This window comes from Stenotrophomonas sp. YJH_SMC_79, assembly GCF_059367995.1.
On record NZ_JCAFRK010000004.1, the window covers coordinates 203,785 to 219,692 of the forward strand.

At 67.2% G+C, this 15,908-nt stretch carries 16 protein-coding genes; 11 read left to right on the forward strand and 5 right to left on the reverse strand.

All coding sequences use genetic code 11. From position 1 onward, the window contains the following. The first annotated feature begins 23 nt into the window (after positions 1-23). From pip to AC5P57_RS16315, 7 genes are all read left to right on the forward strand, one after another. Positions 24-971, forward strand: coding sequence for a prolyl aminopeptidase (gene pip, locus AC5P57_RS16285; protein ID WP_262235070.1), 948 nt, complete (start codon positions 24-26; stop codon positions 969-971). Between the two features lie 234 nt (positions 972-1,205). Beyond that, positions 1,206-1,505 (forward strand): EF-hand domain-containing protein, encoded by a 300-nt coding sequence (locus tag AC5P57_RS16290; protein WP_099551053.1) that lies wholly within the window; start codon positions 1,206-1,208, stop codon positions 1,503-1,505. A 292-nt stretch (positions 1,506-1,797) separates the two neighbouring features. After that, a complete protein-coding gene (locus tag AC5P57_RS16295) occupies positions 1,798-2,097 on the forward strand; it encodes a hypothetical protein (RefSeq protein ID WP_099481573.1) in 300 nt (99 codons plus the stop codon). A 63-nt stretch (positions 2,098-2,160) separates the two neighbouring features. Then, positions 2,161-4,920, forward strand: a complete 2,760-nt coding sequence (gene mgtA / locus AC5P57_RS16300; protein ID WP_262235069.1) for a magnesium-translocating P-type ATPase — start codon at positions 2,161-2,163, stop codon at positions 4,918-4,920. A gap of 31 nt (positions 4,921-4,951) precedes the next feature. After that, the gene (locus AC5P57_RS16305) at positions 4,952-5,689 is read left to right on the forward strand and encodes an MgtC/SapB family protein (RefSeq protein WP_005416700.1); all 738 of its coding nucleotides are present in this window, start codon (positions 4,952-4,954) and stop codon (positions 5,687-5,689) included. Positions 5,690-5,887: 198 nt separating this feature from the next. Continuing rightward, a complete protein-coding gene (locus AC5P57_RS16310) occupies positions 5,888-6,943 on the forward strand; it encodes a sensor histidine kinase (RefSeq protein ID WP_262235068.1) in 1,056 nt (351 codons plus the stop codon). Further along, positions 6,936-7,577, forward strand: a complete 642-nt coding sequence (locus AC5P57_RS16315; protein ID WP_142806061.1) for a response regulator transcription factor — start codon at positions 6,936-6,938, stop codon at positions 7,575-7,577. Before AC5P57_RS16310 ends, AC5P57_RS16315 begins: the two co-directional genes overlap by 8 nt. A 13-nt stretch (positions 7,578-7,590) precedes the next feature. On the opposite strand, the gene AC5P57_RS16320 is transcribed toward AC5P57_RS16315, so the two are convergent. The 4 genes from AC5P57_RS16320 to AC5P57_RS16335 form a co-directional block, all read right to left on the reverse strand. Further along, a complete protein-coding gene (locus AC5P57_RS16320) occupies positions 7,591-7,983 on the reverse strand; it encodes a DUF3224 domain-containing protein (RefSeq protein ID WP_262235067.1) in 393 nt (130 codons plus the stop codon). Positions 7,984-8,016: 33 nt separating this feature from the next. Further along, the gene (locus AC5P57_RS16325) at positions 8,017-8,451 is read right to left on the reverse strand and encodes an EamA family transporter (protein ID WP_071305278.1); all 435 of its coding nucleotides are present in this window, start codon (positions 8,449-8,451) and stop codon (positions 8,017-8,019) included. 87 nt (positions 8,452-8,538) lie between these two features. Further along, a complete protein-coding gene (locus AC5P57_RS16330; RefSeq protein WP_099551060.1) occupies positions 8,539-9,711 on the reverse strand; it encodes a low temperature requirement protein A in 1,173 nt (390 codons plus the stop codon). Positions 9,712-9,720: 9 nt separating this feature from the next. After that, entirely contained in the window at positions 9,721-9,987 is a 267-nt protein-coding gene (locus AC5P57_RS16335) for a hypothetical protein (protein WP_099551061.1), read from the reverse strand. Positions 9,988-10,189: 202 nt separating this feature from the next. Between AC5P57_RS16335 and AC5P57_RS16340 the strand changes: the two genes are divergently transcribed. From AC5P57_RS16340 to blaL1, 4 genes are all read left to right on the forward strand, one after another. After that, positions 10,190-10,714: an RNA polymerase sigma factor gene (locus AC5P57_RS16340; RefSeq protein ID WP_099550930.1), complete on the forward strand. Its 525-nt coding sequence runs from the start codon at positions 10,190-10,192 to the stop codon at positions 10,712-10,714. Beyond that, on the forward strand, positions 10,711-11,559 hold the full coding sequence (locus AC5P57_RS16345; protein ID WP_099550931.1) for a FecR family protein: 849 nt from the start codon (positions 10,711-10,713) through the stop codon (positions 11,557-11,559). The genes AC5P57_RS16340 and AC5P57_RS16345 overlap by 4 nt, the downstream gene beginning before the upstream one ends. Before the next feature lie 71 nt (positions 11,560-11,630). Further along, complete coding sequence (locus AC5P57_RS16350; protein ID WP_099550932.1) at positions 11,631-14,060, forward strand: TonB-dependent receptor; 2,430 nt, start codon at positions 11,631-11,633, stop codon at positions 14,058-14,060. A 95-nt stretch (positions 14,061-14,155) separates the two neighbouring features. Beyond that, positions 14,156-15,028 (forward strand): L1 family subclass B3 metallo-beta-lactamase, encoded by an 873-nt coding sequence (gene blaL1 / locus AC5P57_RS16355; protein ID WP_262235066.1) that lies wholly within the window; start codon positions 14,156-14,158, stop codon positions 15,026-15,028. A 125-nt stretch (positions 15,029-15,153) separates the two neighbouring features. On the opposite strand, the gene AC5P57_RS16360 is transcribed toward blaL1, so the two are convergent. After that, on the reverse strand, positions 15,154-15,690 hold the full coding sequence (locus AC5P57_RS16360) for a DUF411 domain-containing protein (protein WP_099550934.1): 537 nt from the start codon (positions 15,688-15,690) through the stop codon (positions 15,154-15,156). Between the last annotated feature and the right edge of the window lie 218 nt (positions 15,691-15,908).

Here is a 15,908-nt window from a genome sequence, read left to right on the forward strand (position 1 = left end):
CCCCTGCTTGTGAGGCCCCTGCCATGCGCACCCTGTACCCCGCCATCGAGCCCTATCGCGAGTTCACCCTGAAGGTGAGCGATCTGCACACGCTGCACATCGAAGAGTGCGGCACGCCGGAGGGCATTCCGGTGGTGTACCTGCACGGTGGCCCGGGCGCCGGCATCTCGCCGACCCATCGTCGCTTCTTCGACCCGGCGCGCTACCGCATCGTGCTGATCGACCAGCGCGGCAGCGGCCGCTCCACGCCGTTCGGCGAACTGCGCGACAACACCACGCAGGATCTGGTGGCCGACATCGAGAAGGTGCGCGAGCATCTGGGCATCGAGCGCTGGCTGGTCTATGGCGGTTCCTGGGGTTCGACGCTGTCGCTGGCCTACGCACAGGCGCATCCCGAACGCGCCACCGGACTGATCGTGCGCGGCGTGTTCCTCGGTCGCGAGATCGAGAACCGCTGGTTTGCCGAGGCCAACGGTGGTGCGCGCTGGATCTTCCCGGAGCGCTGGGACCGTTATGAGGCCTACATCCCGGAAGCCGAGCGTGGTGACATGATCGCGGCCTATTGGACGCGTATGGATGGCCCGGATGAAGCGACCCGCATCGAAGCCGCACAGGCCTGGCTGGGCTGGGAAGACAACGCCGCCACCCTGCAGCACGACGTGGATGCCGAATCCACCGATGATCCGCTGGCTACGCTGGCGAAGGCCCGCATCGAGGCGCACTACTTCCGCAACGGCATCTTCCTGGAGCCGGACCAACTGTTGCGTGATGTCGATCGTATCCGTCATCTCCCGGGCGTGATCGTACAGGGCCGCTACGACATCATCTGCCCGCCGCGCAGCGCCTGGGATCTGGCCAAGGCCTGGCCGGAAGCCCGGCTGGAGATGGTGACCTCCGGGCACAGCGCCAACGAGCCGGCCACGGTGGATGCGCTGGTGCGCGCGACAGATGCCTTTGCCGACCGCGTCTGAGCAGATGGGTAGTGCCGGCCGCTGGCCGGCATTCCACCGTTCAAGGGTAGAGTCGTCTCCGCCCAACGGCCTCCCCGGGCATCTCTGCGCAATCGCCGCTACGCGGCCCGGTGAATGGCGGCCCACCGACACATGTCCACCCGGTCGGTTCTTCGCAGCCCGCTTACAGCCCCGCGCAGAAGATCCGGCCGTGGCCACCGCACCGGTGGTTCGCCCTTTCCCCAGGAGCACGCCATGACCGGTTTTCGCCACCTCCCCCTCGCCCTCGCGCTCTGTGCAGGCCTGCTGCTCGGCGCGTGCTCCAAGACCCAGGAGGCCAGCAAGGCAACGGCCGCCGAGGACGTGACCGAAGTAAGGCTCATCCCTGCCTACGAATCGTTGGACAAGGACAAGGACGGCATCGTCACGCTGGCCGAGGTGGATGCCGTCGCACCGGACTGGGCCGAACGCCTGCATGCCTGCGATACCGACCGTGACAAGACGTTGACCCGTGGCGAGTACGACGTGTGCAAGCAGACCAGCGCTTCGCATTGATCCATCACTGAACCCTCGATTGGCGCTACCGGTACCCGGCTATACCAAGGTATAGCCGGGCTAACCCACGGGCCTCTAGGACTGCCCCATTCAGGGGCGGACAATAGCGCCACTGGCCAGGGCAATCCTGGCCGGCACCCTCCCCTCATGGAGACGCAGATGGACCCCGACCCTGCCGGGCGCACCGCGCCCCGGATGCCCGCGTGTTGCCTGTTCCTGGCGCCTGCCCGCCGGTCCCTGCCTGCCTGAGTGACGGGGGACCGCCAGGTGCCGCCTGCCTGGAGATCCCCCCATGTCCTACAAGATCCTCTACATCACCCTGCGCCGCCTGATCGGCGAGCGCGATGTTGCCGCGCTGCGCAGCCAGCTGCTGCAGCACGGCCCGGTCACGTTTGCCCGTTCGCTGTCGCTCGGTTCGCCACGCGTGGTGGCCGACGCGCTGTCGCTGCTGCCGATCAGCGAGCGCATCAATGTGCTGCGCCACCTGCCCTATCCCCTGCGCGATGCGATGAAGCCGCTGTGCATCGGTGGCAGCCAGCGGCTGCACATGCAGCCGTGGTCACCGGCGGTGCTGGCGATGCGCCACGCCTGACCTGTTCCAACTATTCCGTTCGTGTTCCGGCCGCGGCCGGCTCTGACATTCGAGGAGAGTCCCATGAGCCTGCTCAACGCCTGGTTCAATGCCTTCCTGCGCAGCCGTCGCGCAGGCAACCTGTTCCGCCGCCGTGCGATGCCCGAAGCCGGCTTTGGCCCGGGCAGCGCCGAAGCGGCGCCGTTCGCGCTCACCACCGGCCTGGTCACCCTTGCCCAGCAGGAGGAAGCCGAACTGCTGGCCACGCTGGAGTCGCATGCCGATGGCCTCAGCCCGCATGAGGCCGGGGAGCGGCTGGCCACGCTCGGCCCCAACGAGGTGGATCACGAAAAGCCGCTGCCGTGGTGGCGGCACCTCTGGCAGTGCTACCGCAATCCGTTCAACCTGCTGCTGACCGTGCTTGCGGCGGTTTCCTGGCTGACCGAGGACATCAAGGCGACGATCGTGATTGGCGCGATGGTGCTGCTGTCCACATTGATCCGCTTCGTTCAGGAGGGTCGTTCGAACCGTGCGGCCGAGCGGCTGAAGGCACTGGTCGGCAACACCGCACGCGTGCTGCGCCGCAATCCCGGTACCGAGGCCGCCGATGTGGCCGACCAGTACTTCGGCGCGCACCTGCACAGCCGTCGCCCGGCACGCCTGCTCGACCTGCCGATCCGCGAGCTGGTGCCCGGTGACCATATCGTGCTGTCGGCCGGCGACATGATTCCGGCCGACTGCCGCGTGCTGACCGCCAAGGACCTGTTCGTGGCGCAGGCCGCGATGACCGGCGAGTCGCTGCCGGTAGAGAAGTTCGCGCACCCCGGCGACGGCCTGGCCGGCCTGCTGGAACAGCACAACCTGCTGTTCATGGGCACCAATGTGGTGTCCGGCACGGCCACCGCCGTGGTGCTGGCCACCGGCAACCGCACCTACTTCGGCACGTTGGCCCAGCGCAGCACCGCCACCGACCGTGCGCCGACCGCATTCCAGGCCGGCGTCAACAGTGTCAGCTGGCTGCTGATCCGCTTCGCGCTGGTGATGGTGCCGTTCGTGCTGCTGATCAACGGCTGGACCAAGGGTGACTGGACCGAGGCATTCCTGTTCGCGCTGTCGGTGGCGGTGGGCCTGACGCCGGAGATGCTGCCGATGATCGTCACCTCCACCCTGGCCAAGGGTGCGGTGCTGCTGTCACGGCGCAAGGTGATCGTCAAGCGCCTGGATGCGATCCAGAACTTCGGCGCCATGGAAGTGCTGTGCACCGACAAGACCGGCACGCTCACCCAGGACAAGATCGCGCTGGAGCGCCACACCGATGTGTTCGGTCACGATTCGGAAGACGTGCTGAAGTTCGCCTATCTCAACAGCCACTTCCAGACCGGCCTGATCAACCTGCTGGATCGTGCGGTACTGGAGCACGTTGAGCTGCAGAGCTCGCTGCGGCTGTCGCAGGACTACCACAAGGTGGACGAGATTCCGTTCGATTTCGAGCGCCGCCGCATGTCGGTGGTGGTCTCCGAGCGCGAGGACCACCATGAGCTGATCTGCAAGGGGGCAGTGGAAGAAATGCTGGCGGTGTGCAGCACCGTGCGCGAAAACGGCCAGGACATGCCACTGGACGAGCACCGCCTGGCCCGCGTGCGGCAGACCACCGAGGAACTGAACGAACAGGGCCTGCGCGTGGTGGCGGTGGCGATGAAGGAGACCGCCGCCAGCCAGACCACCTATTCGCAGGCCGACGAGTGCGACCTGACCCTGGTCGGCTACGTGGCCTTCCTGGACCCGCCGAAGGAATCGGCAGCGCAGGCGCTGCAGGCACTGGCCGCGCATGGCGTGGAGGTGAAGGTCTTCACCGGTGACAACGAGCTGGTCACCGCCCGGGTCTGCGCCCAGGTCGGGCTGGACGCCGACACCATCCTGACCGGCCCGCAGATCGAGCGCATGGATGACGGCGCGCTGTCGCGTGCGCTGCACCACCACCGCGTGTTCGCCCGCCTGACGCCGCTGCACAAGGAGCGCCTGGTGCGTGAGCTGCGCGCACAGGGCAAGGTGGTCGGTTTCCTTGGTGATGGCATCAACGATGCCCCGGCACTGCGTGCGGCCGACATCGGCATCAGCGTGGACAGTGCAGTGGACATCGCCAAGGAGGCGGCCGACATCATTCTGCTGGAAAAGAACCTGATGGTGCTGGAGGAAGGTGTCATCCAGGGCCGGCGCACGTTCAACAACATGCTGAAGTACATCCGCATGACCGCCAGCTCCAACTTCGGCAACGTGTTCTCGGTGCTGGTGGCCTCGGCCTTCCTGCCGTTCCTGCCGATGCTGCCGCTGCAGCTGCTGGTACAGAACCTGCTGTACGACATCTCGCAGATCGCCATCCCGTTCGACAACGTGGACGAGGAGCTGGTGCGCAAGCCACTGAAGTGGAACCCGGCGGACATCGGCCGCTTCATGGTGTTCTTCGGGCCGATCAGCTCGATCTTCGACCTGACCTGTTTCGCGCTGATGTGGTACGTGTTCGATGCACGCACGCCGGCCGACCAGGGCCTGTTCCAGTCCGGCTGGTTCGTGGTCGGCCTGCTGACCCAGACCTTGATCGTGCACATGATCCGCACGCCGAAGGTGCCGTTCCTGCAGAGCATCGCGGCTCCGCCACTGCTGCTGATGACCGGCCTGATCATGGCAATCGGCGTGGCCCTGCCGATGAGCCCGCTGGCCGGCTACTTCAAGCTGCAGGCGCTGCCGGCCGGCTACTGGCCGTTCCTGGTGGCGATCCTGTTCGGCTATGCGGTGCTGACCACTGCGCTGAAGCGGTTCTACATCCGTCGTTACGGCTGGCAGTAAGCGCCCGCCGCTTTGTCCAGGGAGAAAGACAATGGACATCAATCCGAACCTGCCGGCGTTCAACGCCGGCGCCACGCTCAGCTCGCTGATCAGCCTGTCGGTGGCGTTCGTGCTGGGCACGGTCATCGGCCTGGAGCGGCAGTTGCGCCAGCGCACCGCGGGCCTGCGTACCAATACGCTGGTGGCGGTGGGAGCGGCGGTGTTCGTCGATCTGGCCGTGCGCTTCCATGACCTGTACGGTGGCCCGCCATCGCCGCTGCACGTGGTGGCCTATGTGATCTCCGGCGTCGGCTTTCTCGGCGCCGGCGCGATCATGAAGGACGGGGCCCAGGTATCCGGCTTGAACACGGCGGCCACTCTGTGGGGATCGGCGGCGGTGGGTGCCTGCGCAGGTATCAAGCTGCTGCCGGAGGCGGTACTGGCCGCGGTGTTCGTGCTGGCCGCCAACACGCTGCTGCGGCCGGTGGTGAACCGCATCCAGCGGCAACCGCTGCCGGAGGCGTTCAGCGAGGCGACCTATGCGATCAACGTGGTCTGCCAGCGCGAGCAGCAGGCCGAGGTGCTGGACCAGTTGTTGCTGCTGCTTGAGCAGGCACAGTACCCGGTGCGCGCGGTGGACCAGCGCCCGTTCGGCGAGCGCGATGTGGAGATCGAAGCGGTGTTGTATGCCACCACGGTGGATGCCGGCGAACTGGATGCGGTGCTGGCGACGCTGGCGACCACACCCGGCGTACTGCAGGGGTTCTGGAACGCCAGCCTGGAGGAGTAGTGCCGGCCGCTGGCCGGCAAGCTCATGAATTCCGGCAACACCACGCATTTGCCGGCCAGCGGCCGGCACTACCAGGCACCGTTCTGGCTTGTGCCGACGAACGGTCGGCACCCACTCCACGAGAGCACGCCGACCAAGGTCGGCATCTACCGATGATGGCTTTGCTATCCTTTCCCCCCACGCCAGGGAGCTGTCCCGATGCCATCGCTGTCGCCTCGCCGCCCGCTGGTGCTGCTGGCCCTGATCGTCGTGATGGCGGCGATCTTCCTGATCGATACCGTCACCGACTACGCGGTCGCGGCAGCCTGCTTCTACGCCGCGGTCATCCTCGCCGCAGCGCGCGTGCTCAGCGCGCGCGGGTTGATCACGCTTGCCCTGGCCTGCATCGCGCTGACCGGGCTGAGCTTCTTCCTCACCCGCTTCGGCACCTACCGCATCGGCCTGGTCAACTCGGTGATCGGCATGCTGGTGATCGGCATCACCACCTATCTCGCCCTGAACATGGAAGCGGCCAAGGCCGCCGTGCAGGAAGCGCAGGGCCGCCTGCTGCGGGTGGCACGCGCCTCCACCGTGGGCGAGCTCACCACCTCCATCGCGCATGAAGTGAATCAGCCGCTGGCGGCCATCGCCAGCAGCGCCGAAGCCTGCCAGCGCTGGCTGGCACAGGACCCGCCGAACGTGGACAAGGCCCGCCAGACCGTGGCCCGCATCCTGGCCGACGCGCACCGCGCCGGTGACGTGATCGCCCGCATCCGCGGCCTGACCCAGGGCGCGGCACCAGAACGACGGGCCTTCGACCTGAACCAGGCGGTGGAGGAAATGCTCGCGTTGTCGCGCAGCGAGCTGGACCAGCATGGCGTGGCCGTGGCGCTGCTGCTGGACGCCGACCTGCCGCCGGTGCAGGCCGACCGCGTGCAGGTTCAGCAGGTGATCGGCAATCTGATCCTCAATGCGGTGGACGCAATGGAAGCCGTGCCGCCAGCCGACCGGCGCCTTTCGCTGCTGACCCGGCGTGACGGCCAGCGGGTCAGTCTCAGCGTGCGCGACCGGGGCGTGGGCCTGCCCGCCGATCATCCCGAGCGAGTATTCGATGCCTTCTGGACCACCAAGTCACACGGGCTGGGACTGGGCCTCAGCCTGAGCCGTTCGATGATCGAGGCCAACGACGGCCAGATCCGCGCCGAACGACCGGCAGGCGGCGGCGCCTGCTTCGTCTTCGACCTGCCCATCGCCACGGACGTTCAACATGCGTAAGCCCCCTGCCCCTGCCATCGATCCAGCACCCATCGTCTACGTGATCGACGACGACCCGTCGGTGCGCGCCGCACTGGAGGACCTGCTGGCCTCGATGGGCCTGCAGGTGCGCGCCTTCGCTTCCACCCAGGCGTTCCTCGAACACGAACTGGAAGATGCACCGGCCTGCCTGGTGCTGGACGTGCGCATGCCAGGCCAGAGCGGCCTCGAGTTCCATCGCACGATGGGCAGCCACGGCCTGCAGCTGCCGGTGGTGTTCATCACCGGCCACGGTGACATCGCCATGGGCGTCAACGCGATCAAGGACGGCGCCATCGAGTTCCTGACCAAGCCCTTCCGCGACCAGGAACTGCTGGATGCCATCCACAAGGGCATCGAGATCGACCGCCAGCGCCGCCGCGACGGCGAGGCACTCGGCGCGCTGCAGCTGCGTTGGGACACCCTCAACGCCGGCGAACGCGAGGTGGTCGACGGCGTGGTACGCGGCCGCCTCAACAAGCAGATCGCCGGCGACCTCGGGGTGAGCGAGATCACGGTGAAGGTGCGCCGCGCGCAGGTGATGCGCAAGATGGGCGCGCGCACCCTGGTCGACCTGGTGCGGATGTATGACCGCCTGCAGGCGGGCAGCGCTTGAACCCGCAAGCAGCCTATTCCGGCTCCGGCAGCGCGTAGACCAACCGGTAATCGTGGCGGCCTTCACTGATGGAGATCTCCAGTGTGCCACTTAAGCCGAGCAGTCCTTCACTGCCCGAATCGGGCACCACCACCACGCTCAGCTCCGGCGTCCCCCGGGTCATCAGACCGTTGTGCTGCAAGGTGAAAGCACCCTGACGCCCAGCCAGCGTGGCCGTTACCCGTTCCATCGCCACATAGCCCGCCGAGCCCTGCACCGGGCTGCGGAATGCCAGCATCTGGCCGACACTGCTGCCCTGCAGGTCACCATGGAAGATCTTGTCGATCGACATCACCCCGATCGGGCCATCGTTGCCACCGATCGGCAGCAGGTTCACTTCAAAGGTACCGCGCGCTTCGCCCTGCATCCTGCTCTCCCTCGTCGATGGGTTTGAACACTGCTACTTCTTCGTCGCCAGTACGATCACCCCGGCCACCACCAGGCCGATGCCGCTCCACTCCCGCAGGGTCGGACGTTCGCCCAGCAGCAGGTAGGCCAGTACGATCACCAGCACCACACTGAATTTGTCGACCACTGCGACCTTGGCCAGCTCACCACTCTGCAGCGCGCGGAAATAGAACAGCCATGAAGCGCCGGTAGCCAGTGCCGACAGCACCAGGAACAGCTGGGTGCGGCCCGGCAGCAGCAACGGATTGGACCATTTGCCGGTGACCACCACCAGCGGCAGGATCACCGCGGCCACCACCAGGGTGCGGATCGCCATGGCCAGGTCCGAGTCGACGCCCTTGACGCCAACCTTGGCGAACAGCGCGGTCAACGCTGCGAACACGGCAGACAGTCCGGCCCACAACAACCATTGCGGCAGGTTCTGCATGAAGTGCTGCTCCCGGTTCAAAGGGGGGGTGCCGACAACGCTACTCCCATTGCCCGCCCGCGCAAGTACGGCAACGGCACGTGCAGATCATGCGCGCTGCAGGCGACGCTTCAACTGCGTATCCATCAGGCCCACCGCCAGCAGCACCGCGCTGGTCAGCCAGCCAGCGGCCAGCAGATGGGTGTGCGGCAAGACCACGCCCAACACGACCAACGCCGTGGCGCCGATCAGATGCGAATACGGTGCGCGCCCGTACACAATGCGCTTGTACAAGGCGCTGCCCAGCAGATAGATCAACGGCCCCGCTACCAGCACCGTGGCGTAGACCGGGGTCACCGCTGCGCCAGGATGGTCCATGACCAGGTCATTGCCGACCGCGGTGGCGATGATGCCGGCGATCAGCAGCGCATGCACGTAGTGGAAGTTGGCGCCCATCCGCCCGGGGTCCTCGGAATGGGTGATCGCCGCAGTGGCGTCGCGGCTGGAGATGCCAAAGTACAGCCACCACATGGCGATGGTGCCTGCGAAGGTGGCCAGCACCGCCGAGACCACATCGCCGCTCCAGTGCTCGACCTCGCTGAGCACGCCGCCAGTGGCCAGCAGCGTCTCACCCAGGGCGACGATGACGAACAACTGGCAACGCTCGGCCAGGTGCCCGCCTTCGATGGTCCACTCGCGGGTGTGTGAGCGGCCCAACCCCGGAAACGCGAAACCGAACATCGGCGAGATGTACTCGCAGGCCACCGCCACCGCCCACAATGCCAGGCGCAGGTTGCCCTCGGCGGCAGCGCCCGCCAGCCAGAAGCAGGCCGACACGCTCACCCACGCCAGCATGCGGCGGAAATTGGGCGCCAGCGGGTGGCGACGCCCGACCTCCAGCAGCACGAACACCGTACGCCCGACCTGCATGGTGGCGTAGGCCCCCGCGAAGACCCAGGCGCGATCAGCGAAGGCCTCGGGAATGGACGAGGACATCAGCAGCGCCAGCAGCATGGTGACGAACAGCAGGCTGCGGATGCGTGGCGCCTCCGGATCGAACCAGTTGCTGACCCAGCAGGCGTACTGCCAGCCCAGCCAGACTGCGAACCACAGCACCAGCGTCTGCATCACGCCGACCAGGTCCAGGTGATGCAGCAGATGATGGCTGAGCTGGGTAACCGCAAATACGTAGACGAGGTCGAAGAACAGCTCTTCGTAGGTGACGCGGGCGTGGTGGCCATCGCGCTGGCGCAGGGCGGGCAGTCGCAGTCGTGTGCTCATGGCCGTCCTTCAGCGCGCCAGGCGCCAGTACAGCAGACCGGCCAGCAAGGCCGGCACGGCGAACACCAGCAGCAGGATCGGCAGCTCCTCGCGGACGGCGTAGCCTGCCTTGCTCACGCCCACCCACATGTTGGCCACCGTCACCAGCAGCCAGGTGGCGGTGAACGCAATCAGGGCCGCGGGCAGCTGTGACTGGCCTACGCTCCACAGCCGCCCGAACAGCAGGAATACCCCCAACAGCAGAACCCCACCCACCATCACCAGAAGCACGTGCATGGTCCATCTCCTTGAGCCTGCTGGCAGGCTAGCCGCGGCCGATTCTGCGCTCCAGCCGATGATCGTGGTTTCACCTTCCAGCCCCGACGAACAATCCGGGCCTGCGTGCCGCATGGCAAACGAGAACAGTTCCCATTAGTATTGCGTCATCGCGCAGGGATGCCCTCCCTGTGCCCGCCCTTTACCCCCACTGCCGTTCCGGATGTCCCGCCTGCCCTCTCCCTGCCCGCCTGCGCCGCCGCTGATGTCCTCGCTGGTGCGCCATTACGAGGAACTGGTGGAATATCTCCGCCGCCGTTTCCGCTCGCCGGGACTGGCCCGTGAGGTGGTGCACGATGTCTGCGTGCGCCTGCTGGAGCGCCCGGTCGCGCACGACGCACGCCAACCGGTCGCGCTGCTGCGGCGGATCGCACACGATGCCGCGGTGGACCGCTGCCGCGCCGAGGATCTGCGAAGGCACTGGGTGGAGGCACGTGCCGAGCTGCCCGATGACACCTGCCCGCGCCCCGGGCCGGAGCAGCAGGCGCAGGGACAGCAGGCAATGCAGCGACTGGGCGCGACCATTGAGCGCATGCCCTGCCGCCGCCAGCAGGTCTTCGTCCTGCACAAGATCCATGAACTGCCGCAGGCCGAGGTTGCCCGCCGCATGGGCATCGGCCTCAAGGCGGTGGAGCGCCACCTGCGCCTGGCCATGGCCGATTGCCAACTGTCGGCTGGCCTGCGATGAGTCCACAGCCGCCGCCGACACCGCAACCGCCGGTCCAACCCGCCACCACCGACCAGGTGCTGGACCAGCATCGGGATGCCCTGAAGGAACGCTTCCCCATGCCCAGCGCGGAGGCCCTGCAGCGTCGTCGCGGTGGGCGTGCGGCGAAGATCGTCCTGCCGCTGCTGCTGATCGCGGCCACTGGCGTGTTCATTGCCGACCCGGCATGGCAGGCGCATGACTATCGGACTGCGGTAGGCGAACGCCGCGACATCCGACTGCCCGATGGCAGCCATCTGCTGCTCGACGCCGGCACCCATCTGCAGGTCCGCAGGCACATTCGCTCGCGGCAGGTGTTGCTGGTGCAGGGCCAGGCCCGTTTCCAGGTGCAGCACTCGACCTGGCGCCCGTTCGAGGTCGAGGCCGGGCCGGTGCATGTGCGCAACTACGGCACGGTGTTCGACGTTGACCGGCAGGGCAACCTCAGCGAGGTAACCCTGTGGCGCGGCGAGGTGGGCGTGCGTGTGGATGGCGGGGGTACCGAGCAGCGCCTGAAGCCAGGGCAGCGTGTGCTGGCCCAGCCGGGATCGTTGTCGCCACCCGAGCCGGTCAGCCCGGATCGGGCCGACTGGACCCGTGGTCGCCTGCAGTTCGATCGCCTGCCGCTGGCCGAAGTGCTGCGCATCCTGCAGCGTTATCACGACCGCCCCATCGTGCTGGATGACCCGCAGCTGGGACCGCTGCAGGTCTCGGGCGTGTTCGATGCCGATCACGCCGAGACCGCCGTTGCGCTGCTGCCGGAGATCCTGCCGGTGCAGGTGCATACCGGCGCTGATGGCAGCCTGCATCTGCGCGCCCGCGATTGATTGCTCCCGCGAGGGTGGGTTGCGCGCCGTCCCATCCGGCAGGTGCTTGAACCCTTCCGAAGGACCCTTGCATGACCCGCCCTGTTCCGCCTGCCGCCCTGCGTCGGTTGGCCCCTGCCCTGCTCGCCGCCTGCTTGTGCGCGGCCCTGCCCGCCATGGCGCAGAGCGCTGCATCCGCGCCCGTCGAGCTTCACCTGCCCGCCGGCCCGCTGCATGCGTCGCTCAATGCGCTGGCGCGCCAGAGTGGCATCCAGCTGTTGTTCGCCGCCGACAGTGTGAGCGGCCGCAGCGCCCCGGCAGTTGATGGCCGCTACACCCCGCGTGAGGCCCTGCAGCGGCTGCTGGCCGGGCAAGGCCTGGCGATGCAGGAACGTTCGCCGGGTGTGTTCGTGGTGAATGCCGCGCCAGCGCCGGCGAAGCCGCGCACTCCGGCCCGGGCTGCATCATCGGCGCCGTCATCCGCCACGACGACGTCGCTGGCCCGCGTCACGGTGTCGGCCTCGACCGCACGCATGCCGCAGGGCGAGACCGCCATGCCCAACACCATCACGGTGCTGACCCGCGAGGACATCGCCCAGCAGCTGGCGCTGGGTTCGGATGTGTCGCGGGTGCTGTCGTCACAGATCCCGGCGTTCGCCCCGGCGCGCGAGAAGATGTCGAACTATGGCGAAACCATGCGCGGCCGCGGCATCCTGTACATGGTCGACGGCGTGCCGCAGTCGACGCCGCTGCGCGATGGCTCGCGTGATTCGCACACCATCGACCCGGCGATGATCGAACGCATCGAGGTCATCCACGGCGCCAACGCGCTGCAGGGCATCGGCGGTACCGGCGGCATCGTCAACATCATCACCCGCAATGCACCCAGCGAGCCGGGCGCGTTCCTGCTCGATACCAATGTCAGCTACAGCGCTGCCCTGCCCAGCCGCCACGATGACAACGGCCAGCGCGGCTCGGCCCTGGTGGGCGTGCGCGGCGAGCAGTTCGACCTGGTCGCCGGCCTGGCCTATGAGAAGCAGGGCCTGTACCACGACGGCGAGGGCCGATCGATCGGCACCAATGCGCAGGGCGAGCTGATGGACTCGACCTCATCGAACGTGTTCGCCAAGCTGGGCTGGAACATTGCCGAGGGCCACCGCCTGCAGGTGATGGCCAACCGCTACGAACTGCGCGGGCTGGACAACTACCTGGCCATCAATGGTGACTACCGGACCGGTCGCCCGACCATTTCGGTCCCCGGCGATACGCCGCTCGATCCGCCGATGAACCGCTCGCGTTCGCTGACCGTGGACTACAGCGCCGCCGACCTGCTCGGCGGCCGTTTCCAGGCGCAGGCCTTCGCGGTGGATTTCGAAGGACGCTACGGTGCCAGCCAGTGGGACCCGTGGGGCAACACCGGCGCCAATGCCGCCTGGGACCAGACCCAGAACGAATCGGACAAGCGCGGCTTCAAGCTGACCCAGAGCTGGGCCCGCATCGCCGACACCACGCTGGACGTGACCCTGGGCCTGGACGGCCTGCGCGACCGCACCCACCAGGTGCTGCTGGCCAGTGGCATGAACTGGGTGCCGCAGACCACCTACCAGAGCCTGTCACCGCTGCTGCAGCTGCACTGGTGGCCGACCGATCACCTGATGCTGTCCGGCGGCCTGCGTTACGAAAAGGGCGAGCTGGAAGTGGGTGACTACACCACCCTGCCCCGTTACGGCGCACGCAAGGTGGCCGGTGGCAAACCGACGATGAGCGAGACCCTGCCCAACTTTGGCGCGGTCTGGTACATCAACGATCGCCTGAACGCCTATGCCTCGTACTCGGAAGGCTACACCGTGGCCGACGTCGGCCGCGTGCTGCGTGCGATCAACCGCGACGGACAACGCGTGGACAGCCTCATCGACCTGTCACCGGTGGTGTCGGACAACCGCGAGATCGGCCTGGAGTACGACGATGGCCGCTTCAGCGGTGACATTGCCTACTACACCTCCGAATCCAAGCTCGGCTCGGTACTGATCTACGATCCAGGCATCGATGCCTATGCGGTGCAGCGCCAGGCCACCCGTGTGGAAGGCTTTGAAAGCAACCTGCGCCTGCGGTTGGGCGACAGCCGCCTCGGCCTGGGCTATGCACGCGCCAATGGCCGCTACGACGCCGACGTCGACGGTCGCCTCGACAGCGACCTGGCTGGTGTGAACATCGCACCGAACCGGCTGACCGCGTTCTGGGAACAGAGCTGGACGCCACAGCTGAGCACCCGCCTGCAGGCCAGCCATGCGTTCGACCGCGACTTCGACCTGCGTGGCGTGCAGGTGGCCGAGTTCAAGGGTTACACCACCGTGGATCTGGTCGCGCGCTACACGCTGGACAAGCATGCCTTCACGCTGGGCGTGCAGAACCTGGCAGACAAGCAGTACATCAGCTACTACTCGCAGACCACGCCGTCGAACCCGAGCTATTTCTCCGGCCGCGGCCGGGTGCTGACGCTGGGGTGGCAGTACCGGTACTGATCCATGGCGTCCTTATGGGAGCCATGAAATCTATGCGAGACGCGATGAAGGAGGCCCATGCTAGTTTCTGGGCCTCCTTCAAGCGGACGTGAATCATGCGTTCTACCCTGCTCGCCTTCGCCCTGGCCGTCGCTCTTCCGGCCGCCCACGCCAGCGCCGCCGAGGCACCGCTGCCACAACTGCGCGCCTATACCGTGGATGCATCCTGGCTGCAGCCGATGGCACCACTACAGATCGCCGACCACACCTGGCAGATCGGCACCGAGGACCTGACTGCGCTGCTGGTGCAGACCGCCGCGGGCGCTGTATTGCTGGATGGCGGCATGCCACAGATGGCCGGTCACCTGCTGGACAACATGACGTTGCGCGGCGTGGCTCCGCAGGACCTGCGATTGATCCTGCTCAGCCATGCGCATGCCGACCACGCCGGCCCGGTCGCCGAGCTCAAGCGTCGCACCGGCGCGCATGTGGCGGCCAACGCCGAATCGGCGGTACTGCTGGCACGCGGCGGCAGCGATGACCTGCACTTTGGCGACGGCATCACCTATCCGCCCACCAACGTCGACCGCATCATCATGGATGGCGAAGCGGTCACGGTGGGCGGCATCACATTCATCGCGCACTTCATGCCAGGCCATACCCCGGGCAGCACCGCCTGGACCTGGACCGACACCCGCGATGGCAAGCCGGTGCGCATCGCCTACGCCGACAGCCTGAGTGCACCGGGTTACCAGCTGAAGGGCAATCCCCGTTATCCGCGCCTGATCGAGGACTACAAGCGCAGCTTCGCAACGGTGCGGGCGCTGCCGTGCGATCTGCTGCTGACCCCGCATCCGGGCGCCAGCAACTGGAACTATGCCGCCGGCAGCAAGGCCAGCGCCAAGGCACTGACCTGCAACGCCTACGCGGATGCGGCCGAGAAGAAGTTCGACGCGCAGCTGGCCAAGGAAACGGCCGCGACCCGCTGATTCTGCAAATCCTGTAGAGCCGAGCCTACGCTCGGCTTGCCGGCCGAACACAGCCGAGCATAGGCTCGGCTCTACACAAGGCGCGTCGAAAGGTGCCGGCCAGACCGACCGGCACCCACCGCCTATCAGCCACCCTGCCCGTGCTGGGCAAACGGCTCGGTGCTGCCGTCGGTGCGCACCAGCTCGACGGTATACGGCTGCACGTAGCCGTCAGGCATTTCCATTCCCGGCGAACCGGCCGGCATGCCGGGCAGCACCAGCCCGCGCGCCGCCGGTCGTTCGGCCAGCAGGCGCTTGATGTCCTCAGCCGGAATATGGCCCTCGACCACATAACCGCCGATCTCGGCGGTATGGCAGGACGCCTTGCCGACCGGTACACCCAGGCGGACCTTGATCGGGTTCATGTCATCGGTGTCGCGCACATCGACCTGGAAGCCGGCGGCCTTCAGGTGATCGACCCAGATGCCGCAGCAACCGCAGCTGGCGGTCTTGTGCACGATGGCCACCGGCAAGGCCGGGTCGACCTTGGCCGGGCTGGCCTGGGCCTGGGCCGGTGCCTCGCTGGCGACCGGCGCCGCAGAGGATTCTTCGGCGGCACGAGCGCAGGCGGTGGTGGCCAGCACGGTGCCCAGCAGCAGGCCGAGGGAGAGAGTACGGTTCATTGAGTGATTCCTTTGCAGAGGCGGGGAACGTAGCCCGCCGCCCGCGCATCGAAGGCGCGGGCAGAGTCGAGAAGAAGGCGAGCAGCTACGGCAGGCGCGTGAGGCCTGCAGGAAATCACACGATCGGGGGCCGCATCGGGTCCGGCATCGGCGGCGGAGCGCGTTGCTGGGTACTGGCCGGAACGGGCGCCTCGCGCCATGGCGAGGCCGGCATTCCG

Coding starts and splice junctions, on each gene's coding strand:
- pip (WP_262235070.1), top strand. CDS start 24: ATGCGCACCCTGTACCCCGCCATCGAGCCCTATCGCGAGTTCACCCTG.
- AC5P57_RS16290 (WP_099551053.1), top strand. CDS start 1,206: ATGACCGGTTTTCGCCACCTCCCCCTCGCCCTCGCGCTCTGTGCAGGC.
- AC5P57_RS16295 (WP_099481573.1), top strand. CDS start 1,798: ATGTCCTACAAGATCCTCTACATCACCCTGCGCCGCCTGATCGGCGAG.
- mgtA (WP_262235069.1), top strand. CDS start 2,161: ATGAGCCTGCTCAACGCCTGGTTCAATGCCTTCCTGCGCAGCCGTCGC.
- AC5P57_RS16305 (WP_005416700.1), top strand. CDS start 4,952: ATGGACATCAATCCGAACCTGCCGGCGTTCAACGCCGGCGCCACGCTC.
- AC5P57_RS16310 (WP_262235068.1), top strand. CDS start 5,888: ATGCCATCGCTGTCGCCTCGCCGCCCGCTGGTGCTGCTGGCCCTGATC.
- AC5P57_RS16315 (WP_142806061.1), top strand. CDS start 6,936: ATGCGTAAGCCCCCTGCCCCTGCCATCGATCCAGCACCCATCGTCTAC.
- AC5P57_RS16320 (WP_262235067.1), bottom strand. CDS start 7,983: ATGCAGGGCGAAGCGCGCGGTACCTTTGAAGTGAACCTGCTGCCGATC.
- AC5P57_RS16325 (WP_071305278.1), bottom strand. CDS start 8,451: ATGCAGAACCTGCCGCAATGGTTGTTGTGGGCCGGACTGTCTGCCGTG.
- AC5P57_RS16330 (WP_099551060.1), bottom strand. CDS start 9,711: ATGAGCACACGACTGCGACTGCCCGCCCTGCGCCAGCGCGATGGCCAC.
- AC5P57_RS16335 (WP_099551061.1), bottom strand. CDS start 9,987: ATGCACGTGCTTCTGGTGATGGTGGGTGGGGTTCTGCTGTTGGGGGTA.
- AC5P57_RS16340 (WP_099550930.1), top strand. CDS start 10,190: ATGTCCCGCCTGCCCTCTCCCTGCCCGCCTGCGCCGCCGCTGATGTCC.
- AC5P57_RS16345 (WP_099550931.1), top strand. CDS start 10,711: ATGAGTCCACAGCCGCCGCCGACACCGCAACCGCCGGTCCAACCCGCC.
- AC5P57_RS16350 (WP_099550932.1), top strand. CDS start 11,631: ATGACCCGCCCTGTTCCGCCTGCCGCCCTGCGTCGGTTGGCCCCTGCC.
- blaL1 (WP_262235066.1), top strand. CDS start 14,156: ATGCGTTCTACCCTGCTCGCCTTCGCCCTGGCCGTCGCTCTTCCGGCC.
- AC5P57_RS16360 (WP_099550934.1), bottom strand. CDS start 15,690: ATGAACCGTACTCTCTCCCTCGGCCTGCTGCTGGGCACCGTGCTGGCC.